The 25,324-nt window shown below is 35.3% G+C and carries 17 protein-coding genes; 10 read left to right on the top strand and 7 right to left on the bottom strand.

Annotated features, from left to right (window positions below; genetic code table 11):
- Positions 1–57: 57 nt before the first annotated feature.
- On the bottom strand, positions 58–3,171 hold the full coding sequence (locus DCC35_RS09190) for an FG-GAP-like repeat-containing protein (RefSeq protein ID WP_137090506.1): 3,114 nt from the start codon (positions 3,169–3,171) through the stop codon (positions 58–60).
- Positions 3,172–3,179: 8 nt separating this feature from the next.
- Positions 3,180–4,706, bottom strand: a complete 1,527-nt coding sequence (locus DCC35_RS09185) for a PorP/SprF family type IX secretion system membrane protein (protein ID WP_137090505.1) — start codon at positions 4,704–4,706, stop codon at positions 3,180–3,182.
- Between the two features lie 350 nt (positions 4,707–5,056).
- Here DCC35_RS09185 and DCC35_RS09180 point away from each other — a divergent pair, with 350 nt between their 5' ends.
- Both DCC35_RS09180 and DCC35_RS09175 read left to right on the top strand, forming a co-directional pair.
- A complete protein-coding gene (locus tag DCC35_RS09180) occupies positions 5,057–5,527 on the top strand; it encodes a hypothetical protein (RefSeq protein ID WP_137090504.1) in 471 nt (156 codons plus the stop codon).
- A 9-nt stretch (positions 5,528–5,536) separates the two neighbouring features.
- Positions 5,537–6,112 (top strand): hypothetical protein, encoded by a 576-nt coding sequence (locus tag DCC35_RS09175; protein ID WP_137090503.1) that lies wholly within the window; start codon positions 5,537–5,539, stop codon positions 6,110–6,112.
- Between the two features lie 293 nt (positions 6,113–6,405).
- Here DCC35_RS09175 and DCC35_RS09170 read toward each other — a convergent pair whose 3' ends face one another.
- Positions 6,406–8,418: a carboxy terminal-processing peptidase gene (locus tag DCC35_RS09170; protein WP_137090502.1), complete on the bottom strand. Its 2,013-nt coding sequence runs from the start codon at positions 8,416–8,418 to the stop codon at positions 6,406–6,408.
- 255 nt (positions 8,419–8,673) lie between these two features.
- Between DCC35_RS09170 and DCC35_RS09165 the strand changes: the two genes are divergently transcribed.
- The gene (locus DCC35_RS09165; RefSeq protein ID WP_175402771.1) at positions 8,674–9,330 is read left to right on the top strand and encodes a YdcF family protein; all 657 of its coding nucleotides are present in this window, start codon (positions 8,674–8,676) and stop codon (positions 9,328–9,330) included.
- On the opposite strand, the gene DCC35_RS09160 is transcribed toward DCC35_RS09165, so the two are convergent.
- Entirely contained in the window at positions 9,278–10,087 is an 810-nt protein-coding gene (locus DCC35_RS09160) for an EI24 domain-containing protein (protein ID WP_137090500.1), read from the bottom strand. The two genes, DCC35_RS09165 and DCC35_RS09160, sit on opposite strands and share 53 nt — an antisense overlap.
- Positions 10,084–11,388: an FAD-binding oxidoreductase gene (locus DCC35_RS09155; RefSeq protein ID WP_217495938.1), complete on the bottom strand. Its 1,305-nt coding sequence runs from the start codon at positions 11,386–11,388 to the stop codon at positions 10,084–10,086. The genes DCC35_RS09160 and DCC35_RS09155 overlap by 4 nt, the downstream gene beginning before the upstream one ends.
- 100 nt (positions 11,389–11,488) lie before the next feature.
- Between DCC35_RS09155 and DCC35_RS09150 the strand changes: the two genes are divergently transcribed.
- Both DCC35_RS09150 and DCC35_RS09145 read left to right on the top strand, forming a co-directional pair.
- The gene (locus tag DCC35_RS09150; protein ID WP_137090498.1) at positions 11,489–12,373 is read left to right on the top strand and encodes an NUDIX hydrolase; all 885 of its coding nucleotides are present in this window, start codon (positions 11,489–11,491) and stop codon (positions 12,371–12,373) included.
- A 32-nt stretch (positions 12,374–12,405) separates the two neighbouring features.
- Entirely contained in the window at positions 12,406–13,338 is a 933-nt protein-coding gene (locus tag DCC35_RS09145; RefSeq protein WP_137090497.1) for a ribose-phosphate diphosphokinase, read from the top strand.
- Between the two features lie 25 nt (positions 13,339–13,363).
- Here DCC35_RS09145 and DCC35_RS09140 read toward each other — a convergent pair whose 3' ends face one another.
- The gene (locus DCC35_RS09140; RefSeq protein ID WP_137090496.1) at positions 13,364–13,870 is read right to left on the bottom strand and encodes a tellurite resistance TerB family protein; all 507 of its coding nucleotides are present in this window, start codon (positions 13,868–13,870) and stop codon (positions 13,364–13,366) included.
- Entirely contained in the window at positions 13,842–15,734 is a 1,893-nt protein-coding gene (locus DCC35_RS09135) for a 7TM diverse intracellular signaling domain-containing protein (protein ID WP_175402770.1), read from the bottom strand. The genes DCC35_RS09140 and DCC35_RS09135 overlap by 29 nt, the downstream gene beginning before the upstream one ends.
- 378 nt (positions 15,735–16,112) lie before the next feature.
- Between DCC35_RS09135 and DCC35_RS09130 the strand changes: the two genes are divergently transcribed.
- The 5 genes from DCC35_RS09130 to DCC35_RS09110 all read left to right on the top strand — a co-directional run bounded on the left by DCC35_RS09130 (position 16,113) and on the right by DCC35_RS09110 (position 25,287).
- Positions 16,113–19,151, top strand: a complete 3,039-nt coding sequence (locus DCC35_RS09130) for a SusC/RagA family TonB-linked outer membrane protein (RefSeq protein ID WP_137090494.1) — start codon at positions 16,113–16,115, stop codon at positions 19,149–19,151.
- A 13-nt stretch (positions 19,152–19,164) separates the two neighbouring features.
- Positions 19,165–20,691 carry a RagB/SusD family nutrient uptake outer membrane protein gene (locus tag DCC35_RS09125; protein ID WP_137090493.1) on the top strand — a complete coding sequence of 509 codons (1,527 nt, stop codon included), beginning with the start codon at positions 19,165–19,167 and terminating at the stop codon, positions 20,689–20,691.
- Positions 20,692–20,707: 16 nt separating this feature from the next.
- Complete coding sequence (locus tag DCC35_RS09120) at positions 20,708–21,850, top strand: LamG domain-containing protein (RefSeq protein ID WP_137090492.1); 1,143 nt, start codon at positions 20,708–20,710, stop codon at positions 21,848–21,850.
- 68 nt (positions 21,851–21,918) lie between these two features.
- Positions 21,919–23,880: a glucoamylase family protein gene (locus DCC35_RS09115; protein ID WP_137090491.1), complete on the top strand. Its 1,962-nt coding sequence runs from the start codon at positions 21,919–21,921 to the stop codon at positions 23,878–23,880.
- Positions 23,881–23,886: 6 nt separating this feature from the next.
- Positions 23,887–25,287, top strand: coding sequence for a glucoamylase family protein (locus DCC35_RS09110; protein WP_137090490.1), 1,401 nt, complete (start codon positions 23,887–23,889; stop codon positions 25,285–25,287).
- The last annotated feature ends 37 nt before the right edge of the window (positions 25,288–25,324 follow it).

Raw genomic sequence — 25,324 nt, 5'->3', positions numbered from 1 at the left:
ATCCGTTTCACCTGCAAAAGGTAACCAATAATTCTATTGTAAATTGAAATATTTCAATTATCTGACTATTACTATACTACCGCTTCCCCCTATATTTTCATCATCACATTGAATAACATAGTAATAAGCACCTTTTTCAAGGTAATCTCCATTAAAAGTGCCATCCCAATCATTATTATAAGGATTAGCTTCAAAAAGAATTCTGCCTAATTCGTCAAAGATCTTTACTCCACATCCAGGAAACTGATCTATACTTTGAATTACCCAGGTATCATTAATTCCATCTCCATTAGGAGACAAGATTTTATTTGCCTTAAATTCAAATGAACCTTCTACAGTAATAGTTATTTCAGCTGTCCCTACACAACCATTGGATCCGGTAGCATTTACAGAAAAAGTCGTCGTCTCTGTTGGGAACGCATATGGATTGGATATGTCTGCAAAATCAACAAACTCTGCCGGTTCCCAAGCATAGTCTATGCCACCACTTGCGTTCAAAATAACCGTATCACCGCGGGATATTTCCGTTTGTTCAGCCGTAATATCAATCACTGGAGCCGGGAGGGTGTTTAGTGTAAAACTACCAGCACCTGGACAGCCAGCTCCACTGCTAACAGATACTGAAGCTTCGGTTCCACTAGTATAATAAGCCTGCCTTCCTGTTGAACCATTCGACCATTCATATGAACTGTATTCAGATACCGTTTGAAGTAACACAGAATCTCCTTCACAGAAAGGCATTGTTCCTGAAACAAGTTCAATGTCAGCTATTGGAGCATCTTCTACAACTATTGTCTGTGTAGAAATATCCTGGCAGGCCGGGCCATAGGAAACGGTTAAGCTTACATCATAAGTTCCAGCAGTATTAAATGTTTTTGTTGGCTCAAATTCATTAGAAGAATTTCCATCACCAAAATTCCAATTATAACTTACTGTTTGGCTACCATCAACAGTAGAGGAGTTTGAGAAACTTAATGTCGATCCACGACATAAATTCCCGGAAATAGAAAAATCAGAAACCGGAGCTGCAGAAACAGTCACTACAACCGGATCAGATTCTTGTGTACAACCAGAAGTGTTTTCTACTACTACACTATAACTTCCGGACTCAGTTACGGTAAGACTACCTGTCGTAGCTCCACTAATTACACTCCCATCTTTTTTCCAGGTAAAACCAGTAATTTCGGCTGAGGCCGGTACCTCTAGTACAACATCATTACCATCACAAAATGATGTGGGACCATCTGGAATTATAGAAGATGAAGGTAGATTCGCAAGCCCTGCATATGTTTCAACCGGGTCACTCTTACAATCTCCACTAACTGTCTGCACATAATAATATCCTGCATTTTCTACATTAAAAGGAGAGATAACAGGGTTTTGCTCAGTTGATTCAAAACCATTTGGTCCAGTCCATTGATAGGTTGCTCCGGAAACTGTTCCGGCTGATAAAGTCAGGGAACCATCCGGACAAACAGGCCCATCATTAGATGCTGCTGGTTCACCGGGTGAAGTAGCATTATTTAAAACAACTCCTAAAACATTTGAAGATACATTACAACTTCCTTCTAAATGTCTTACTGTATAATTTCCTCCCAGCGAAACATCAAGAAAATTATCTGTACCCTGTTTTTGTAATACATTATCCTTATACCAGGCATATTGCCCTGTAATCGTAGGAGTAGCATAAACCCGTCTGACATCACCAAGACATATACTCATAAATGACTCTGGACTTGTCTGTGGAAGTACACAGTTAATATTTTTTAAATAAGACCAATTATTTTCAGTTCTGGATGTGAAAAATATATCTGGCCTGGCATTTCCTGTAAGATCTGTAGCTTTTATTCCCAGTCCTGGAGAGGGAGTATCCAGATCATATGTCGTAGTGGATATAGAACCCGGAGTACTGGTATTAACAAAAACTCTTATTTGAGCTGATGCAGCACTATTTACTATTATATCTACATTTCCATCACCATTAATATCACCTGCTTCAATACCATAAGTACTTGTCAATGAAGTAAATGAGTATGGAGAGGAAAAATTGATATCTCCTCCTTCAGTAGATGTATTTCTGATTACTGATATTTGATTCTGTATTTTAGAAGTGGCAATATCTTCAAATCCATCATTATCGAAATCAGCTACTAAAATTCTGGTTAAATCCCCTCCTATTACAAAAGTTTGATATTGTCCAAAACTAAAATTCCCAGGAGTACTGTTATTTTTTATTACGAATACCTCAGCACCTAAACTAGCATTAACAGCGAGGTCCATTTTACCATCTTTATTGAAATCACCAATAGACATTCCCCTGGCATTATCAACTGTTATCGGGAAAGTCGCCGGTGTAGTTTCAAAATTTGTCACACCTCCGGAAGAAAGATTTCTAAAGATACTTACCAAAGTATTATTTGTTTCGTTCACAACAGCAATGTCCAATCGGCCATCATTATCAAAATCTGCTGCCCTTAATCTGTTGGGGTTATTTCCTTCAATGGTTAAGCTTTGCACATTTGTAAATCCCCCACTCCCGTTATTGATCATGATATAGACCAGGCTTCCCTGGCTATTATCCTCAGTAAATGCCAGGTCCAAGTTACCATCGCCGTTAAAATCAGCTTTCTCAACAAATTTTGCAGCTCCGGGGAGGGCTACATCAGATTTAGTAAATGAACCCGTTCCATTATTAAAATAAATTGAAAAGTTGGTTTGAGGTGCCGGATAAACTACGACAACATCATTATGCCCGTTATTATTAAAATCTCCTCCTAAAATATCAAGTTGAGGTCCTAATGCACCTTGAATCGAGGCTGCTTCAAAACTCGATGCATTTAATGGTACACCTGAATAACTTAAATCAAAGTATTGTTTGGAATAAGAAATATTTCCACTTGATTTTCGAAGTACCGAAATAGGTGCATGGTGAGACCCGGCAGGAACTCTTACCCTGATGACATTTGTTGTTACATCAACAATATTTGCTTTTATTCCACCGAAGGAAACATCCAGATCAGAGGCAGTAGTTCCAAAACCCGATCCTTGTACGGTAACGATACCATTTACTGTGGTATCAGTTGGTGAAATAGAATTTATTACCGGTACCTGGCCATAAATACCTGTCCCGATAAACATTAAAAAAAATATAAATGTCTGTATCTTTCTCATGTGCTCAATTATTCAACATATAGATAATAAGCATCTTTATAGTAACTTATACCTTTAATCCTGTCTCTTTCTATCAATACGTCCTCATTACTTTCAGTTTTAAAAGTATAAATAATGAATTTCTTCAGGGTTGAACTATAGCCATACTGACCATAAAACCCTCTTTGTCTCATTTTTTCTATGTAAGCCTCAACTTCAGCTTCACTATCAAACTGATCAACTACTACGTAATGACCAGGTTTGAGACCATTTGGATCATCACTTTCTTTGTATACCTTATCCGGTTGCTCAATAGGAGGTTCAACCACTGCTACTGGCTCAGTATCAATTACTTCCGGCTCCGATGCTGTCACTTCAGGCTCTGGTTCCGGTTCTGGCTCTATAACTTCCGGTTCCGGTTCTGACTCTGTAATTTCTGGTTCCGGTTCTGACTCTGTAATTTCTGGTTCCGGCTCAGGTTCTGTAATTTCCGGCTCTGGCTCTATCACTTCTGGCTCCTGCTCCGGTTCTGGTTCAACTTCAACAATTGGCGGTTCTGTAGACTTAGTCTGAACATCTTCTTTTCTTGTATAGTATTCATCTAACCAATCAGGCTGAGCTCTTTCTTTTTGTTTCTTTTTTGCCAGTCCTTTAAATATATCTATGTTGTTGCCAAACAATACCTGAATTTGTATTTCGTGGGTTCCACCAGGGATTCCAACATCAAGGTTACTGGCAAACTCATAAGCATATCCAATTTTAAATTTATCAGGTTGACCAAATCCAACTAGCAGAGAGGCTCCGTAATCCTGTCTGTAACTTCCTCCAAACCATAAAATTTCTCTCAGATCAACAACTAATGCGCCTTCGTAATAACTTTGACCGGTATATCCGTATCTATAAATAGCGTAAGGTGTTACAGTAATATCATTAGTTGGGAGCTTAAAATTGTAATAAGCCATACCATGAAGTACATCGACAGGTTGAAATGAAAATTGATCAAAATCTTCACTATTTAAGATGTTATCCTGAAAAAGAGCTGGAAGAGTTAAAGAAAGATTTAACCCTTTAATAAAATAATGCACCCCAAATTGAGCCTGGAAAGAAACGGTATTTTCTCCTAAAGCTCCTATTGCCGGATCTGATAATTGCGAATCATCTAAAGAGCCGTAATCAATACTGTTAAAATTTGCTCCTCCGCCCAGTCCAAAACTAATAAAGTGATCTCTTTCGAACGGAACTGTGTATCCTAAAGTAAGATTCGATGAAGTAGTATTAAATAAACTGTAATCCTTATTATATATGTTTACTCCAAATGTCACCCGGTTTTCGAATGGCATTTGAAGAGCAAGACTTGCAATTGAAGGGGCTTCATTTATCTTAACCCATTGTCGTCTGTAATTTACTTCTACCAATCCACGGCCATATATCCCACCCATTGCAGGGTTCACAACATACGGATTCATATAAAAATTAGACCATGCAGGAGCACGTTGTGCACGGACGTCATTAGCAAAGACGCTTAAAAACAATATAGAGCAAATAATTAGCCTCATGGCATTTCCCTTACTTTCGAAAAGTATTTGATTTAGCTGGTTTCAAAAATTCTTAAAAAGTTAACTTCAACTAGTCATCCTATAAATAAAAAATCATATATAGTTTAAAAACAATGTCGTAAATTATATAAATAACATCTAAAGATCAAATAATAATTCAGTTTCACCTTACGTTGGTTTGTAAGAATCACTATTCAATAAGTTGGCAAAGTTTTTGAATGAGTTAAAAAAAGACATAAATATCACATAGAATGATTTTTTATTATTTTAATTGTTAAAAATAATTTTTAATATTGATATTTGATGTCGATTAAAAACAGTAATATTTTTTCATTTTAGATTTTTTTACCGTGAGAAGAACCTCAATAGGAGTACTTTTGCTGATGATCTCTTTCGTATTGATCTCATTTTCATCTTGTAAATCAAGCCAGGCTGCAGCATCTGATAATCAGGCTTCAGTTGATAATTCTTCTACTGAACCCGTTGAAAAAGAGAACGTGGTTGAACAAACTTATGTTGTCTCAAAGGAAACTTACACACGGGTCAATAAAGATTTTAATGAGCTTGCGGAACTTAGCGAAACATTCTTCTACGATAAAATCAATGACAAAATAGAAGAGATATACAGCTATTTTGAAAGTAAAGAAACTCCGGTTTTGACCGTAGTTACTTTTTCAGGAGAAAGGCCTGTATTTGACAGACCTATGACTATAGAACAGTATCTTAACTATTTAAAGGATAAAAAATCTTTTAACCTTAAAATTTATGAGATCACTGTAAATAAAGACGAAAAGATAACGAAGTTAGTGTTATCCAAATAGAAAAAGAAAATGATTAACAAGTCGATATTCATATTTATTTTTATTCTGTTCGCAGGTTCATTTTTTGAAGCGAACGCACAGGGAGGTCCTGATGATGACAACCTTGAAGCTATTGATTCATTAGCTCTTGAGAAAATCAGGGATTTAAGTAAGTACATTTCAATTATAGGTAGTAAAGCTACCCCATTTAGTGAAGCTAACAGGGTAATTGACCGAGCCCTGGAATTATTTGCTGAAGGAAGTGAGGTTGGAGTTAGTTCTGTAAATAGTGATGAAACAATGTACTATGCCATTAAGGAATATTTTGGAAGGTTAATGGCCCTGAATTATGACCAGGTAAATATTACTTGGTTTGATATCCAATATATATCTGACCTACAACCACTGCCAAATGGAGAATATGTTGGAGTAATTACAATTTATCAAAAGTTTGAAGGAGTATCCGGTGATAATATTGTTTACAAGGATACTACAAAGAAGGATATTACAGTTTATGTGAAGAAAAAAGAAACTCAAATCGGTGGAGATATTGTTAGCTTCTGGGATGTACTCCTTGGTGACATAATGGTATCTGAAACCATGTAGGTAATAAAATATTTGGAACTGATAAAAAAGACTGGCCTGTTTAGGCCAGTCTTTTTTTATTTCCATAATGCTATTGATATTTCAATCTTATCTATCAAATGACTCATTCATACCCAAGGCCCACTCCCGTTTTTATAAGTACATCAGTGGCTTTAAACACCCAACCTGCAGTCTAAAATCTTATATAACCTGATATTTTATCATCTCCTATGAGGCTTGATTAACAAATCAATGTAAATAAAAAAACCGGGAATATATCCCGGTTTTTTTAGTAAGTATTTAGCTATAATATTTTATCCTAATTTTGCTGTTATGTACGCTGATATAAATTTAAACGCCTCATCGACCATAACATCATCAATCTCCGTTTTCTTTTCTCCTGTTTTTATCTCATCTTCTTCCAATTCCTGATCAAGCATATCGGAGTTAGCTCTTTTCTCATTTTGCTCCTCTATTTCCTTCTTTCTTTCCTTTTCATTTAATGAAATAGTGGTACTGCTTCTTATATCGCGTGCTTCTTTAACATCATTTACATAATCTTTAAGATTAGAATCAGCATTTAAACGCTTCTTGAAATCTGATCTGTAACTATTTAAAAAACGATCATTAATTAGAGAAACCTGTTTATAATCTGCAGACTTTATTTCATCCCATGGCAAAGAATTTTCTAAAGAACTTTCTCCAAATTTAGAGTAGTCATAAACACTTGGGAATTCAATATCAGGTATTACACCCCTGTTTTGGGTACTATTACCAGAAATCCTGTAGTATTTAGCCTGCGTTAATTTTAGCTCACCCAGCTTACCATCAGGATTCTTAATAAACCTGGCAAGGTCTACCACACTTTGTACAGTGCCTTTTCCATAAGTTACTTCACCTATTATAACTCCTCTTTTATAATCCTGAATTGCACCTGCAAAAATTTCAGAGGCAGATGCACTTTCTCTGCTGGTCAACACAGCCAGTGGACCATCATACACCAATTCTTCATCGGTATCCGTGCCTACCTCAACTGACCCATAACTATTTTTTACCTGAACTACCGGCCCTTTATCTATAAATAATCCGGTCAGATTAATGGCTTCCTGCAAGGCTCCACCACCATTTCTTCGAAGATCAATTACAATTCCATCAACATTTTTATTTTTAGCCTCATTTATAAGCTTCTTAACATCATTAGTAGTGCTACTAATGTCTTTTTCATTATTTTGATACGCTTTAAAGTCAAAATAAAATGCCGGAATATCAATCAATGCAAAATTGTATTCTTTACCCTGTGTTTTGTAGGGAATCATTTCCAATTTAGCTGACTGGTCTTTTAATTTTACCTTATCTCTTTCTATGGTTACTGTTTTAGCTACTGCGTTAGCTCCTTCAGAAGCTGGCAATACCTTTAATCTTACCAGAGTCCCTTTTGGTCCCCTGATTAATTTCACAACTTCTTCTACTCTCCATCCTACTACATCTACAAATGGTTTAGATTTTCCCTGGCCAACTGCTATAATCCTGTCATTTGCGAATAGTTCGTCGGATTTGTCTGCAGGTCCACCCGGCACGATTGACATAACAGTTGTATAATCATTTATTGTAGCTAAAGTTGCTCCAATACCTTCAAGACTACGGCTCATTTCAATATCAAAATTCTCCTTAGCCCTTGGGGAAAAGTAATTTGTATGTGGATCGAATGTTGATGTAAAAGCATTAGCAAAATACTGGAATACATCCTGCCTGTCATACCTTAAAAAGATATTTCGCATTCTCTCGTATCTGCTGATAAGAATTGAATCTGGTGATTCAGTTTCTGCTAGTTTCAAACTTAAATACTGACTCTTTAACAGTTTTCTCCAGTTTTCATCAAGCTCCTCTTCAGAAGCTGCCCATTTAGCATCATCACGGTCAGCATCGTAATACTCATCTTTGCTAAAATCAAAACCACTGTTTATAGTTTTGATGTTTTCTTCCACACGGGAAATTAACTTTTCCCTGAATCTGTTAAACATTTGAAAAGGTAAGTTGAGATTACCCTGCATTACGAAATCATCAAAGCTGAAACGAAATAAATTATACGGTTCAAGATCTGATGCAGTAAAATATAATTTATTTGGATCCAGTGAATTCAAATAGTTATCATATATTTCCGCTGAAAGGGAATCATCAAGTTTTTCCTTTCTATAATGATGTCTTAGTAATAAAGCAGTCATAATCTGAATTTCCTCAGACTGATCTTTAGACGGCTCTATGTTAGATAATGTGTCTGCAGAAACCGGAGATGCATGAATATTGCCATTAAATAGCAGCAATACCATTATGATTAATGCAGTTAGTTTTTTGATATATTAAGCTCTCGCATACTTTAATTATTGTTTCAATTTTATCAATTCAAAAAATATACCATCTTTGTTTTTCAGGCAAAATACAGTCTTTAAAGATAATTAATCGAATGCATGTTTTTCATTCTTTCCAAAGTTTTCTATTACATGATAATGCCGGTTACAATTCTGGCTATTTTAGCAATCTTGTCACTATTTGTTAAACGGAAGAAGCTTAAAAAAGTGTTCATAATGTTATTTTCTTCACTTTTTTTAATATTTTCTAACCCTTTTTTAGCAAATAACGCTTTCAGAATATGGGAGTTACCTCCTGTTAAATTCACAGACCTTGAGAAGAATTACGAAATTGGAGTACTTCTGACCGGTATTACTCAGTACGATGCTCCTACCCAGGACCGTGTATATTTTAACAAAGGTGCTGACAGATTGTTACATACAATACAATTATATAAGGAAGGATACATTAAAAAAATTTTGGTTTCTGGAGGGGCAGGTAGCCTTGAAAATGATAAAATATCGGAAGCTTCAAAATTGAAAGAGGTCCTTTTAATTTGTGATGTGCCTGAAAATGACATTATAATTGATAGTCTCTCTCAAAATACAGTTCAAAATGCTGTCAACTCTACTCTTATATTAAATAAAAGAAATATATCATCGGAAAATGCTTTGCTCATTACGTCTGCCTTTCACATGAGAAGAGCAAAGGCCTGTTTTATAGAAGCAGGAGCTGAAAACATTGTGTCATTTCCTGTCGATTACTACACTAGAGAAAATGATTGGAATCCGGATGATCTTTTTATTCCAAGTGTTGATAGTATCTACTTATGGAGTAAACTTATAAAGGAGTGGGTCGGCTACGTTGCATATTTTTTATTCGGTTATATCTAGCCCTTCTATCGATTATATTAGCTCCATATCCGGCAGCAACAAGTGATATAGATGGGGCAACCATAACTCCTATAATAGGTATGAATAACATCAGATTAAACATAATACCTATACCCATAGCAAAAATCTTATGGGCCCAGACAAATTTCCTACTACCTGAAGCGGATACTTCATAATATTCATTCCTGTAATCTATAAAGGCAAAAGCCAGAAAATAGGAACTAATCAAAAATGATAAAGCAGGTGTTACGACAGACAAGACTGGAAATAAAATCGTAATAACAAATAGCACAAAGTAAAGTCCAAATTCAATAGTCAGATTTATCACTGCGATAACTATTCCTCTCCAAACATCAGAAAAGAAAGAAGGCCATGAAAAAGGTCTTTTATACCCTGTCATATACTCCTGGAAAGAATCACTGAGCCAAACAAGTATCGGAGCATATAAAATCAGCATCAAATATTTGTAGAATTTTATAAATAATAAAATCACAAATATTCTGATTGAAATTAAACTCATCCAGTATATAAATTTTCCCCACCAGGAATCTTCCGGAGATAAAGATAACATACCAAATACCCAGGTTATTACTTCATCTGCATACAAAATTGCTGAGGAAACAACGATCAGTAATAATACAAAGTTTGCTAATGCCGGTATGATCAGCCATTTTGGCTTTTTTGAAAAAACAAAATCCAGACTATAGCTATATGATTTAATAGCTATTCCAAGTTGATTGAATAATTTCCTGATCATAAATAAGACAATAAACCTAAACGCTTCGAAGTTTCATTTTGTATTTTCCCTTTAGGATCGAGCTGGCACTTAATATTTTGCCATTCTTCCCATTCAGGATACATTTTCCTGAAAACGTCTCTCTCAAGAAAAGCATCCTTTCCAAGATAAACCCTTCCTCCTGCTGATAAAACAAGATCGTCAAGTTTTCTTACTAGTTCTGGCAATTTTTTAGAAATAGGAAAATCGATTGCCAGGGTATATCCTTCCATTGGAAATGATAAATATTTTGATCCTTTGCCCATTTTCTTTAATACATTAAGGAAGGGAGTGCAATCACTGGAAGAGATTAAATTCATTGCCTCTTTAAGAATTTTATACTCATCCTTCATGGGTATAACGAATTGATATTGGATAAACCCTCTCGTACCATAGCCTCTATTCCACTGACCAATTGCATCTAAGGGAAAGAAAAACTTATCGTAATGAGTTAATGCTGGAGCATTAGACTGAGAATACTCGATTAACTTATTAAGAATTTGTCCTGAAAGTTTATTCAAGGCGAAATTTGGAAGGTAAACAGGAAGATCAAGTTTTTTCTGACTATGAAGTTTTAAAGGATTTTTTTGTTTCCCCGAATCTACATCTTGATATTTTGCAATATTTCCTAAAGACAAAACTCCTTTTCCCAAATTTTCACCTCTTGCTAAAGGGTCAAACCATGCCACGCTATAGCGGTAATTTTGATCGTACTCATTAAAAGCATCAATCATCTCTCTGAGATTTTTTACTTTAACAGCTGTAGTTTTAAAATAAGAGGTCTCTACTTTTTTTAACTGAACAGTGACCGTATCGATCCACCCAAGTAAACCTAATCCTCCAAATGTAGCATAAAATACATCTTCATTTTCTGAACGTGAACAGATAATCCTCCCTTTTTCGGGAGTAACCATCGAAAATTCTGAAACACAATTCACAAAAGTGCCATCCACATGATGAGCCTTACCATGAATATCATTTGCTATCGCACCTCCCAGGGTAATAAATTTCGTTCCCGGAACTATAGGTGGAAACCATCCTTTATCTAAAAAAACTTCTATAATTTCTGCAATAGAAATTCCACTTTCCGCTTTTAATAAACCTGTATCGGAATTGAATTCTAAAATTCTCGACATTTTGTTTCTCAGCGTTAAGCCATTAGCCAGTACAGCCTGATCACTATAACTTCTACCTAAACCTCTGACTATATTTGGCTCATTAAAAGTCAGGATGCTTTCATACTGATCAATCCCTGTCAGTTGCTTAAGTTTAGTTTCGATCATTGGGTAATTACCCCAGCCAGAAATTTTCTTTTTCAGGAAATTCACTTTATTTGTTGTGTGGAATTAATTTACTTACCGAATGTATATTTATTTGTAAAAAATGACAATAAATACTTACGATAATCCAAAAACTTATGTAGTCGGTCAATTTCAATGGCTTGAATTACCTTATTCTTTCAAGCATTTGTTTAGTGACCTTGATAATGCAAATATTATATTTGTAATAACCGATTCCAAATTAACAGCTACAGCATATCATCCGTTTTCTGCACATAAAAGAAAAACACTTTTAGAAAAAGCATTTCCTGAATCATTGATTGAGATTATTCCTGATAATCCATCGGATGAAGAATGGTCTGAGGAACTTGACAACCTGATTAATACAACCGGTGCCTTGATCGACCGAATAATTTTCATGTCTGAGGAAGGTCAGGAAGGATATACCGGAAAATATAAACAATTCACCTCGGTACAGGACCTAGATAATTCTGATGACATATTATTACCCGAAAATGAAAATGATTATCTCATTGGTGTTAAAGATGCATTAGTAAAGCAGTATCCAAAAGTATTCCCTACCGTTGATGTAGCATTATGGAAAAACCAATATGAAGAATTTCTTCTTGCCAGAAAACCACAGGAAATGTGGTGGAGATTTGTTGGTGGTTTTTCTGACCCTTCTGATGAATCTTTTGAATTTGCTGCTCAAAGGGAACTAATTGAGGAAGTCGGTGAAATCAAACATGGAGAACTAAAATATGAAGGTTCTTTTAAAGTAGATGATTGGCGATACAGATATGAAAGAGATAAAATTATCACCTCTTTTTATAGTTGTGAATATATCGAGGGTAATATAAATGCAAGGGATGATATTGAGGAATTGAAATGGTTTTCTCTTACAGAAATAAAAAAGATGGAGGCAGGAAATGATTTAGCTCCGGAACATATTCCTCTTTTCAATTTGATTTTGAAAAAGTATCTTTGAAGTAATTAGTTAAGCTCTCAAACAATATATAAATGTCTTCCAATTTTAAATTATTCTACACTTCCAATACAGAAAAGTTAGGTAAAGAGGTTGCCTCAATACTTAATGTTCCTGTTGGTAAATATCATTCTCAAAAATTTTCTGACGGAGAAGTTTTTGTTCGATTTGATGAGTCTGTTCGTGGCCAGACAATATTTATCTTAGCACAGGCTAACATGCCATACAGTAATCTTTTTGAATTATTTCTAGCAGTTGATGCAGCCAGGAGAGCCAGTGTTGAAGAAATTATTTGTGTTGTCCCTTACCTCCCTCATAGTAGACAAGAAAGAAAAGATAAAGACAGGACATCGATTGCATCCAGGGTTGTTGCGGATTTTTTGCAGGATGTCGGGGTAAACAGACTGATCACTATAGATCTTCATACTAACAGCATAGAAGGATTTTATAAAATTCATGTTGACCATCTGGATACTTCAAAAGTATTTATTCCACATATTAAAGAAAATTTCCAGGAGAATTTATGCCTTTGCAGCCCTGATTTTGGAGGACTAAAAAGAATTAAGAAATACAAAAATGAGCTAAACAGCGATATGGCTGTTATCCATAAAGAAAGGCTTAAGCCCAATCAAATCTCAAACATGGAGATTCTTGGAGATGTATCTGGGAAAAACGTTGTTATAATTGACGATATGGTTGATACGGCCGGGACTTTATGCAAGGCTGCGGACCTTATTATTCAAAGTGGCGCACTATCTGTTTCTGCATATTGTACTCATGCTATTTTATCTGGAAATGCTAAAGAAAAAATTGAAAATTCGGCTTTAAAAAATCTTTATGTATGTGACACCTTTCCGAATATCGAAGTTAATGACAAAATAAAAATAATCAGTTGTGCTCCTCTTCTTGCAACGGCAATAAGGCACATAAATGAAAATAAAAGTATTAAGGAATATTATGAAGGATAAAAAGCCGAAATAAATCGGCTTTTTTTTATTCTTTATACAAACTTCTAATCACTTCCTCTTTAGATTTTCCCGACTCAAGATCGCCCCTTACTTTAAGAAGAAGATCATCAATTACCTTGGGATTAATATTTAATTTTAAGGCAATCGATCTACACAAATCTCTTTCTTCATCTTGTATCTTTCCATCTGCTATAATCATTGATACAAGATCTAGAATTTGGAGCATTTTATCATCATAATCTTTTGGAACGACAAAATCTCCAATGTGTGGATTTTCAATAAGATTTTCAAATTCAGATTTACTTATGTCAAGATGTTCTGAAAGTCTCTTTAATAATTCCAGTTCCTTTTTATCGATTTCTCCATCTACCAAGGCCACCAGAATTAAATTTCTCAAGTGACTTTTCTTTTCTTTAGTATCACTACCAAACAGTTTTTCTAATATTCCCATAAGCTGATTAAATTCAAATTTTTCAAAAGCAAGTATATAATCTAAGTATCTCTTATTCGTTTTTTCTATCTTCTGATTCAATAATCTCAAGATCAATCATAACATCTTTCCAGGCATGAATATGCCCGTGCTCTTCTTCATCATGCAGAAAGTTATTTACTTTCTTTTTAAAATTCCATACTGTATTTTTTTGAAGACTTAATGCTCTAGCCATTTCTTCCAATGACATATAGTCTTCGTGATTAAGTACAACGTAAAGAATATAAAAAGCTTTTACTAAAGGAAATTTTATTCCATGAAATAAAGTATAAGCTGTTGCAGATTCATTATAACCACATTTGCTACAACGTCTGGAATAAGGCTTTGAACCTTCAGAAAACTTTTTATTATCACATCTTCTGCATTTAAATCCTTCGTTCCATTTCATATGAGCTACCTGATGCAAACATTTATCGTTTTCCGGAAAAACGGTGGCAAATTCCTCAAATGTCAATTTCTTCATCAACATTCTTCCTTTGACAACGCTTTTTAACCTGTTTTTCAACTTCCAGTTTTCAAGGTCAAGTAAATTGTTAATAGTATAAATTTCACTCGCCTGATCTTTAAGTTTATCATAGGAAACTTCTAATAGCTGATTTTTTTCAAAAAGTTCTTTAGTTCTTTCTGCTACCTTTTGTTCAAGCTCCTGGTTTAACTGTTCTTTTATTTGCAGATTATCCTGCTGCTCAGTCATCATCCTTTTTAATACTTTATCTCGGTTTCTTTTTAAAATCCGCACCCTGTCTGCCAAAGCGAATGACAGAAGGATCATTTCAATAATGAAAGAAATTCTTAATGAATAATGTAAAAATGTATTAAACGGTATATCACCCCAGAGAACTAAAGCTTTTATAAAAAAACCGATAAACAGAACTCCATAAGCAATAACAAAAAATCTCGCTGGTAAATAACCTCTCTTCCAGACGATTATACCGGTAAAAAATATAAATGCCATAATCAGAATATCGAGTATTCGATGATCGAATAAATTCTGGTCGAATAACAGGGTATACAAAAAGAAAATACTCCTGATAATTATCAATGAAATGATTATCGCATTAAGTTCTGGTGCATGGATCCTGGTAACAAGAAATTTTTTACTAAATAATAAGGCAAACAATATTATAAAATAAAGGAATACCCCATAAGCAATTTCATTCCATTCCGGGCAGTTAGGCCATAGATACTGAAAGGCAATTCCATCCACACACATTGCATAAAAACCCACACTCAGAATATAAAAAATATAGTAGAGGTACTTCTTTTCCTTGATTACCAGGTACATCAACAGATTATAAATACTGATAATCAGAATCATCCCATATAGCAGACCAAAAAGAAAATATTCATTGAGAGAATAATATACAAACCGGTTGACAGACCTGACTGCAATTCGAATGTCAGCAAATCTATGAGAATTAATCTTAACAAAATAACTATAAACACCGAATTGGGTATGATTAATAAGCACTTCAAAATTTTTGTGCTTAAAAGTCCGTTCATCAAACTCATTATTGTCTCCTAATTCAATTTTAGAATAATCAACAGAAACTAAATTTTTTAATTTTTTAGATTCAGGCTTAAAAACAACTATTTCATCAATGGTCTGATCATAAAATTCAAGTAGCCAATACTTATCTGAGTTTTCCGGAATTTTTATATCGATACGGATCCAGTAATTATTTCCTGCCCTGAATTTACGAGGTGAATAGTTTCTATCATATCTGAAATATTCAGAGGGATTTGTCAGTATGGATTTTAGTTCAAGATTATTTGTACTATCAACATAAAATGGAAGATCAACCAAAGTAAAAATTTGTTGATCAACAGAGTCTGATATCTCTATTGGTAGATATCTTAATTTAGTATCATCACAATAAGAATTAATTGCACTAAAAAAAGACACTATTAAGATTAAAGCAATCTTTAAATCATCTAAAAAATTAATATTGTGCAATTTTAAATACATCTTAAAAAACTCTTATAATTTGGACCATTATTTCACTCATATCATTAAAAAAACAACCGTTTATATTTTTTCGTAGAATACCACTAATTATAATTATGTTTTTTTTATAAGACAATAAAAACTATAACTACTTTATATTTTATATAAATAAACATTTTTTATTGTTTTTATTCTAATACAAACACCGTAAAACATCTGTTTAAGTATTCTAAATAAGTTGATAAAAAATTTTTATAAATGTCAGGAACATGATAAAATAGATGTAACGATATCTTGAAACCGGATATCGAATTCACAAAAAAATCCAAAATAAACATGAAACACTACTTACAATTGCTTTTAGCCACGGCATTTTTGTTGTTTCAATTTCAATCGTTTGCACAATCGATAACAGTATCTGGAAAAGTTACTGATATGGTCTCGGAGGAGCCTCTGATCGGAGTAAACGTTGTAGTTGAAGGTACGCAGAATGGTGCCGTTACAGATGTAGAGGGTAACTATACATTAGATGTACCCCCTGATGCAAATCTGGTATTTAGTTATGTCGGATACCTTAATGAGGTTGTTCCTGTTAATAACAGAAGCATTATTAATATGGCCATGTCACCAAATATTGAAACACTAAATGAGGTGGTAGTAGTAGGTTATGGAACACAGACGCAAAGAGAGCTGACAACAGCAGTAGAACAAGTTGACGGTGATGAAATTACCAAAACTCCGACTGCTCAGGCGATGCAATCCATACAGGGAAAAGTTCCCGGTGTTCAAATAGTTAATAGCGGAGTCCCGGGAGCAGCACCTACAGTGAGAATACGTGGGGTTGGAACTTTTGGTAATACAGAGCCTCTTTACGTCGTTGATGGTGTTTTCGTTGACAACATAGATTTTCTAAACACTAATGACATTGAATCTATAAACATCCTTAAAGATGCCTCTGCTTCAGCTATTTATGGCGTAAGAGGTGCTAATGGAGTTGTCTTAATAGAAACAAAATCAGGATCTTATAACCAACCTGCAGAGATTACTTATGATGGATATTATGGTGTCCAGGTGGCACAAAATGTCCTGAAAATGTCTAATTCTGAACAATTCGTCAGATATATTAATGAAACTGGTTCGGAAGCAGACATTTCTTTTGTTCAAAATGCTTTTAGCCGATATGGCAGGAGTGATTTAAACCCTAATGTTCCCAATGTAAATACCGATTGGTACAATGAAGTATTAGAAGATTACGCTCCTATAACTAGTCATACAATAAGCTTTCGAGGAGGCGGATCTAAAGGCAGATATTCAGTTAGCGTAAATTATTTTTCACAAGATGGCCTTATGAAAAATACAAGAAATGATTATGAACGATTAAACCTTCGTTCAAAATTAGATTTTCTTGTAACTGATTGGTTAACTGTTGGGAGTAACTTAAATATAAGTAATGCCCAACAATATGTTGGAGAAAATTCTGTCTGGTTTAAAACTTATTTTGCAGTACCAATACTACCTGTATATGACGAAACCAATACAGAAGCTACGCCTTATCAATTTGGGAATGCCAGATTATTAGGTTACAGGGGTTCTCAAAATCCTTATTTTGATTTATTTTATAATGATAACCGAAATAATATAGCAAAAATCGTCGGGAACTTTTTCATAGAGGCAGAAATCATTCCTAACCTATTAACTTTTAAGTCTCAATATAATTACCGTTATGAAAACTATAATTCAAGGAATGTTGATTTCGCATATAATAGTGGACTAACGGACGTTCAATCAGGAATTAGTAAAAGTAATAGGACTGTTTACTGGCAGATATGGGATAACTATTTAACATTAAATAAAAACTTCGGCTTGCACAACCTGAATGTTGTGGGTGGATATTCTTATAGAGACGAGTACAGCGAAGGGATCTTTCTAAGAGGTACGGAAATCAGCCCAAACCCCTCCTATAGCGCTGAAGAATTATGGTATATATCACAAAATACTGGTGGTATCGACGATGGTGCTTCAGGAGATTTTGGATCACAATTATTTTATCAATCCTATTTTGCGAGGGTTTCATATAATTATGATGAAAGATATCTACTTTATTCAACCTTTAGACGAGATGAAAATAATAAGTTTCAGGAATTAGGCGGGGAATTTTTTACTATTGGTGCTGGCTGGGTGATATCAGAAGAAAGCTTCTTTGATGTGGAATTTATTGATTTCCTTAAATTAAGAGGTGGATGGGGACAGTTAGGAAATGATGGAATAGATCCAGCAGTAGGTTCTCCTACTGTTTCAGGTGATTTTATTGCTATTAATGATACTCGAGTAGCAGGTAATATAATTCAAAATTGGTTTGATTTTATCGGCAGTTGGGAACGAGTTGAGGAAACCAATATTGGATTAACAGCCAGGTTTTTTGAAGAAAAATTATCGCTTTCTGCTGATTATTTTATTAGAAATTCAGAAAATGTTGCTGTCCCAATATTTCTTCCACTAGTACGAGCCAGTATTAGAGAAAATAAAGCGGCATTCAGAAATACAGGATTTGAATTATCGGCAAACTGGACTGATTATATTTCAGAGAATTTATCATATTCATTTGGTGGAAACATTGCTACCTTAAATAACGAAGTAACCGATTTAGGTGGACAAGCATATCTAGATGCCGGTCAAGCTGAATTCAGGCAAAGATCTATTATCGGGCAACCTATCAATGCCTTTTTTGGATATGAAGTTGGAGGAATTTTCCAAAGTGAAAGTGACATTTCAAATAGTGGTTTAGATGCCGAGTTTATTGATGAACAAAATTTAGAACCTGGCGATTTTAAATATGTTGATCAAAATAACGATGGGTTTATTGATAATGAAGATAGAGTAGTACTTGGGTCATATCTTCCAGAATTTACGTACGGATTCAATATTGGTTTAAACTGGCGTAATATTAGCTTTAGTGCAAATTTCCAGGGACAAACTGGTTATAGCATTCTTAATCGAAAACGTGGAGAAATCATTTTTACTAATGATACAAATATTGATGCGGATTTAGCGAACAATTTATGGAGAGGTGAAGGAACATCTAATATTTATCCTTCTGCTGCTGGCTTGAGAAAAGGATATAATCAGGCTATGAGTGATTATTATGTTGAAGATGGATCCTACTTTAGAATACAAAATGTACGGTTAGGTTATACAATTAGAGGAGATGAAAAAATCGGCAATAATATCCCTGAAATAAATATATATCTAACTGCAGAAAGGCCACTTACTGTTTTTGATTACAATGGTTTTACTCCAGAAGTACCTAGTGGAGTGGATAGGCAAACTTATCCGATACCAGCAGTTTATACACTTGGTCTGAATGTTACACTCTAACAGGAAAAACAAAATGAAAAATCTAATATTCATAAAAAATATATCTCTGATATTATTTATTTCAATTTTAGTAATATCAGCATGTGATGTTGATGAGCCATTAGAAAATGTTGAATTATCTGAAGAAACGGATTATTCCCAAACCGAAAATATGGTTCTTTTTGTTAATGGAGCATACGGATTGCTTTACAATTCACAATGGGAAACATATGCTGTGCTTGGAGTACGAGGTGACGATGTAAATGCAGCAGGTGATCAGGCTCCATTACAAGAAATGGATAGGTATTTATACAACCCTACTCATTGGATGAATGGTAATACTTGGATCAATCTTTATGATGATATCATACGATGGAAAGGAGCTATAGCTGAAATTGAAAAATACCAGGAATTTGCTCCCAATCCAGCAATTGGAGATCAATATATTGCAGAAATCAAGGTAATGATTGGTTTTGAAATGCTTCAAATAGTCAGACTCTGGGAAGACATCATTATTCCACAATCAGAATTCCCACAAGATGCTTTTGATGCAGGAATAACTGAAAAAGAGGATGCTCTACTTTACATATCCAACTTAATGGATGAAGCAATTCCCAACCTGCCGAATGTCAGACCTAATGAGCGATCAGATATTCCAGGTGGAGTAACAGCTTACACTGCATTAGCAGTAAAAGCTCTGGCCAATCTTGAATTAAAAAACTGGCAAGGAGTAACTGATGCTACTTCTGAAATAATCAATAATGGTGGATTTTCTCTAGAACCTGATTATTATAACTTATGGAAAATACCCGGAAAATTAAATGATGAAATTCTGCTTGAGTATCAGTATTCTGACTTCAATCAGGGTTCTGGAGAAAGAGAAGCTTACCTGTATGCATTTTTTGGTCCTCCTTCATGGGATCCTGCTGTAGAAGGAATCAGTCCAGGCTGGGGTTTCTGGGAACCTTCAATAAAATACGTCAAATTTATGCTTGACCGAGGGGAAGAATTGAGATTAGAAACAAATGTTCTTTTCACTCCAGATGGGATAGATGCAATCCAATCAGATCCTGATTATCAAAACCTTCCTGAATGGATTAGTAATGTAACCAGAGACGGTGATGTTATAAACAATAGTGCCAGATTAGATTTTCTTAGTGGAAAACACTATCTCCCTTCAACTCAAATGATCCCAGGAAGAACTTCATATGGTTCTAATAAAAATTTCATTGCGATCAGATATGCAGAAATTCTCTTAATTCATGCTGAAGCTATAACCATGGGTGCTACAAGCAGTGCACTAACAGCGGATGAAGCGGTGAATTTGGTCAGAGACAGGGCTGGCTTATTACCAATTTCAGGGGTTACTCTTGAAGATGTTATTGATGAAAAATTTGCAGAATTTGGTATGGAATGGGGCATAAGATATTATGATCTTATACGACATGACATGTTCGATGAACTTAACTATGGTGGAAGGACATTTCAAAATCCAGGTGATATTTACCTCCCCTATCCACAGGCTCAAGTTGATCTAATTCCGTTTTTAAGTAACGATTAATAAAAAGTAAAAAGTTATGAAACCACTTAAATTTATATATATAGCCATATTCTCAATAGTATTTTCATGTGATGACGGCTACATTGATGATATTTCAAGAGTTGATCCTGGCCCGGATGAAGAAAATCCAACTGTAAATATTATAAGGCCAGGCGAAGGATTAGTGATTAGAGTGCTTGAGGAAACTACCTCAATCACAATTGAATTTGAAATCAGTGACGATATTAGGCTAAACGACGCAACAGTAAGTGTTGACGGAAGTGTAATAGCTACATATGGTAGCGAAGATTTCATCGACTACCGAAATTTTAATGATGTCATTACCCATGATGGCATTGATAATGGTGAACACACTGTTAGTGTAACTGCTACTGATGAATCCGGAAAATCCACGACATCTACTGTCAATTTTTCCAAAGCTGAACCCTACCAGCCAATGGATGGAGAGGTACTATATATTCCTTTTGATGGAGAAGTATTGGATTTGATTACTCTTAATTCTGGAGAGGGATCTAATATTTCATTTGCAGACGGTGTAGCAGGCCAAGCTTTGAGTTTAAACGTTGCCAGACAAGCCTACGCTATTTTCGAAGCTTCAGATAATGTAATCGGGGTTGAAAACTTTACTCTTTCTTTCTGGGTAAGACCTGAATTTGTTGATTCTGACAATAGTGGCGGTATAGATGGTGTTCTTGGACTGGTGAACTTTTCCAACATCGAAAGATTCTGGGGTAATTTTGACTTTTTCGTCGAAAATGGAAGTAACCCGGATGCAACTCGAATCAGGCTACATATTACTCATAATTCTGCCGATGAAACATGGATCACTGATGTAAATGATTTAGCCGGGTTCTTTGGAGAATGGTCTCACCAGGTTGTCACCTATGATGCGTCAACATCCATCTTTAATTACTATGTTGATGGCGTGCTGACTACTACTGCAACAAGCAGTTGGGGTGGCCCTCTCAACTTTGAAAATGCCGGTCCGATGGTTTTTGGAGCAGTGCAATTTCAAACGGATCCAAGTTTAACTTCCGCTACTGGAAATCAACCCTGGGCTAGTTATCTAACAGGTGAACTTGATGAAGTAAGATTCTTTAACAGAGCGTTTACCCAGGAAGAGGTAACTACGCTTTACGAAAACGAAAGACCGCAATAGTATTTTCATATTTAAAATATAACAACCGGACCGGCTCTAAGCTCCGGCCGGTTGTTCTTTAATCTACTATGCTCAAATTAAAATATTTTATTTACTGCATTTTTATAATTATTATTTCTATAAGTTGTTCAGAAGATGAAAATCTTCCTGAATTAACGCTTGAAAACATTTTTATTGGAAACATTGAAATTATACCAGGACAACCCAACGAGAATATTCCAGTAGACAGGTCCATAAATCTGATTTTTAGTACTTCAATCGACGAAAGTACAATTGATCAATCTGTTTCTTTAACTACTAATGGATCCCAGGTTCCTTTCAACTATAACATTGGTTCCCGGGGATCTAATGTGAACCTGTCTCCTATTGGATCTTTAGATAATAATCAATCTTATCAGCTCAATATCAGCTCAAATTTAAAAGGTAGCCAGGGGCAATCATTTGAATCTGTGACCATCGAATTTCAAACGTTAATGGGAAATATTGAAATCACAGAAATAAATTTCGGAGGGAAGGATGGAACAAATGGTGGGACAATTAAAAATATCCCTTTAAACTTAAATGCTTCTATCAATTTTACTGATCCGGTCAATCCTTCTGAATTTGAAAATTCGGTTAATTTAACCGGTCCCACCTCGCCTGGCCTCACATTTAATTACAGCAATAATGATCAAACGGTAATGATCACTTCAAGTACAGAATTAAGATATCTTAACCGGTATAATTTCGCTATTGAAAGCGGAAATTTGGGTTCACAGGGGGAACCTTTTGAAGGCTATAATATTATTGTCGATACCAGGGTAGATTCAACACTTAAGTTTCCTGAAATAACTGATGAAGAGTTATTGACAAAAGTTCAGTCTCAAACTTTCAAATACTTTTGGGATTTTGCTCATCCAAATTCCGGTCTGGCAAGAGAACGAAATTCTTCAGGCGACCTTGTCACAATCGGTGGTTCAGGTTTTGGAGTGATGTCAATACTAGCAGGGATAAACAGAGGATTTATAACCAGGCAGGAAGGTGTTACACGTTTGGGAAAAATAGTTGATTTCCTCACCACTGCAGATCGATTTCACGGTGTCTGGCCTCATTGGATGAATGGAAATACAGGAAACACAATTCCCTTTAGTGCCGATGATGATGGTGGTGATATTGTAGAAACAGCGTTCATGATTCAGGGTTTACTTACAGTAAGACAATATCTGGACCCTCAGAACCCAACTGAAAAATCAATAATTGATAAAATCACCTTACTCTGGGAAAAAGTTGAATGGGATTGGTATACCCAGGCAGAAAATTCGATCACCTGGCATTGGTCTCCTAATTTTGGGTTTGAAAAAAATCTTAAAGTAAGGGGATGGAATGAAGCGTTGATTGTTTACGTTTTAGCTGCCTCCTCTCCTACTCATACCATCACAGAAGAAGTTTATCATGAAGGATGGGCCCGATCAGGAAACATTGTAAATGGTAATACTTACTATAACATCACTTTACCTCTCGGGAATCAGCTTGGAGGACCTCTGTTCTTTGAACATTACTCATTTTTAGGTCTTGACCCCAGAAACCTCACTGATCAATATGCCGATTACAATGAACAAACAATGGCTCACACATTGATTAACAGGGCTTATTGCATAAATAACCCTCAAAATTATGTTGGATACTCTCAACAAAGCTGGGGACTCACAGCCTCGGATAATCACATTGGCTACTCGGCCCATAGCCCGACTAATGATCTGGGTGTAATAACTCCCACTGCAGCATTATCTTCAATCCCCTATTCTCCTCAGGAATCAATGGAAGTCATGAAATATTTCTACTTCATTCTCGGAGACCGGCTATGGGGAAAATATGGATTTTACGATGCCTTTAATTTTACTGAAAACTGGGTCGCCTCTTCTTGTCTGGCAATTGATCAGGGTCCAATCATAGTAATGATCGAAAACCACAGATCTCAGATGTTATGGAATCTTTTCATGGCTGATCAAGACATTCAAAACGGATTAAATAAACTTGGATTTAACTATTAGGAATAAATGAAACGAAACAATCTCTACATTTTATCTACTGTCTGTATAATTATCCTTTCTACAATATTTAGTTGTAAAGAATCAACAAATAAAAGCGAAACTTCAAATTCTGAAGAATCAATTTCTTCTATCTCGGATGATTCTCTATATACGCTAATTCATTATCGCACTTTTCAATATTTCTGGGAAGGTGCTGAACCAAATTCTGGCATGGCAAGAGAAAGGCTTCACATAGATGGTATTTATCCACAAAATGATGCGCATGTGGTTACTACCGGGGGAAGTGGATTCGGGGTCATGGCAATTTTATCAGGGATTGAACAGGGATTTATAACCAGAAAAGAAGGCTTTGACCGATTTAATAAAATTGTTTCCTTTCTTGAGTCTGCTGACAGATTTCACGGAATATTCCCTCACTGGTTAAATGGTGAGACAGGAAAAGTAAAGCCATTTAGCAAATTTGATGATGGAGCGGATGGAGTAGAATCAGCCTTCCTGTTTCAAGGTCTTTTAACTGTAGGAGAATATTTCAAAGATGGAAATAATGAAGAAAAAGAATTAGTTTCCAGAATAACCAAACTCTGGGAAGAAGCGGAGTGGAGTTGGTTTACAAAGGGTGAGAATGTCTTATACTGGCATTGGTCTCCCAATGTAGGCTGGAAAATGAATCATCAAGTGAGAGGTTATAATGAATGCCTGATATATTATATTTTGGCTTCCTCCTCTCCTACTTATAATATTGATCCTGTAGTCTATCATGAAGGTTGGGCAAGAGGTGGAGACATCAAATCAGACCAGGTCACTTACGATTATGAATTACCATTAAAAAGTAATGGAGCACCAGTATATGGTGGCCCGCTATTCTGGGCCCACTATTCTTACCTGGGTCTTAATCCTAAAGGTCTGCAAGACCAATATGCTAATTACTGGAAACAAAATAAAAACCACACATTAATTAACAGGCAATGGTGCCTTGAAAACCCTGAAAATTTTGAAGGATACGGAGAAAACTGCTGGGGACTGACTGCTAGTTACACTCGTAAAGAAGGAGGTGAAATAGGGTATAAAGCCCACGCACCAAGCAGAGACAACGGAACTATCTCACCAACGGCTGCATTATCATCAATACCCTATACTCCAGAATATTCCATGGAAGCCATGAGAGGATTTTATGAGCAGTATGGAGATGAGCTTTTGGGACCATATGGGTTTTATGATGCATTTAACCCTGAACACAATTGGTTTATTCAAAGATACCTGGCTATTGATCAGGGACCTATAGCTGTAATGATGGAAAATCATAAATCCGGGTTACTCTGGAAGCTATTTATGCAAAATGAAGATGTTCAAAATGGGTTAACAAAACTCGGTTTTAAAAGCCCTCATTTTGATGCGAACTCTAATTAGAAATAAAAATATTCTATTTGAATTTTAAATAACCGTG

It is taken from the genome of Mangrovivirga cuniculi (assembly GCF_005166025.1).
GTDB lineage: Bacteria > Bacteroidota > Bacteroidia > Cytophagales > Cyclobacteriaceae > Mangrovivirga > Mangrovivirga cuniculi.
This window is presented reverse-complemented; position numbering and strand designations above follow the sequence as displayed.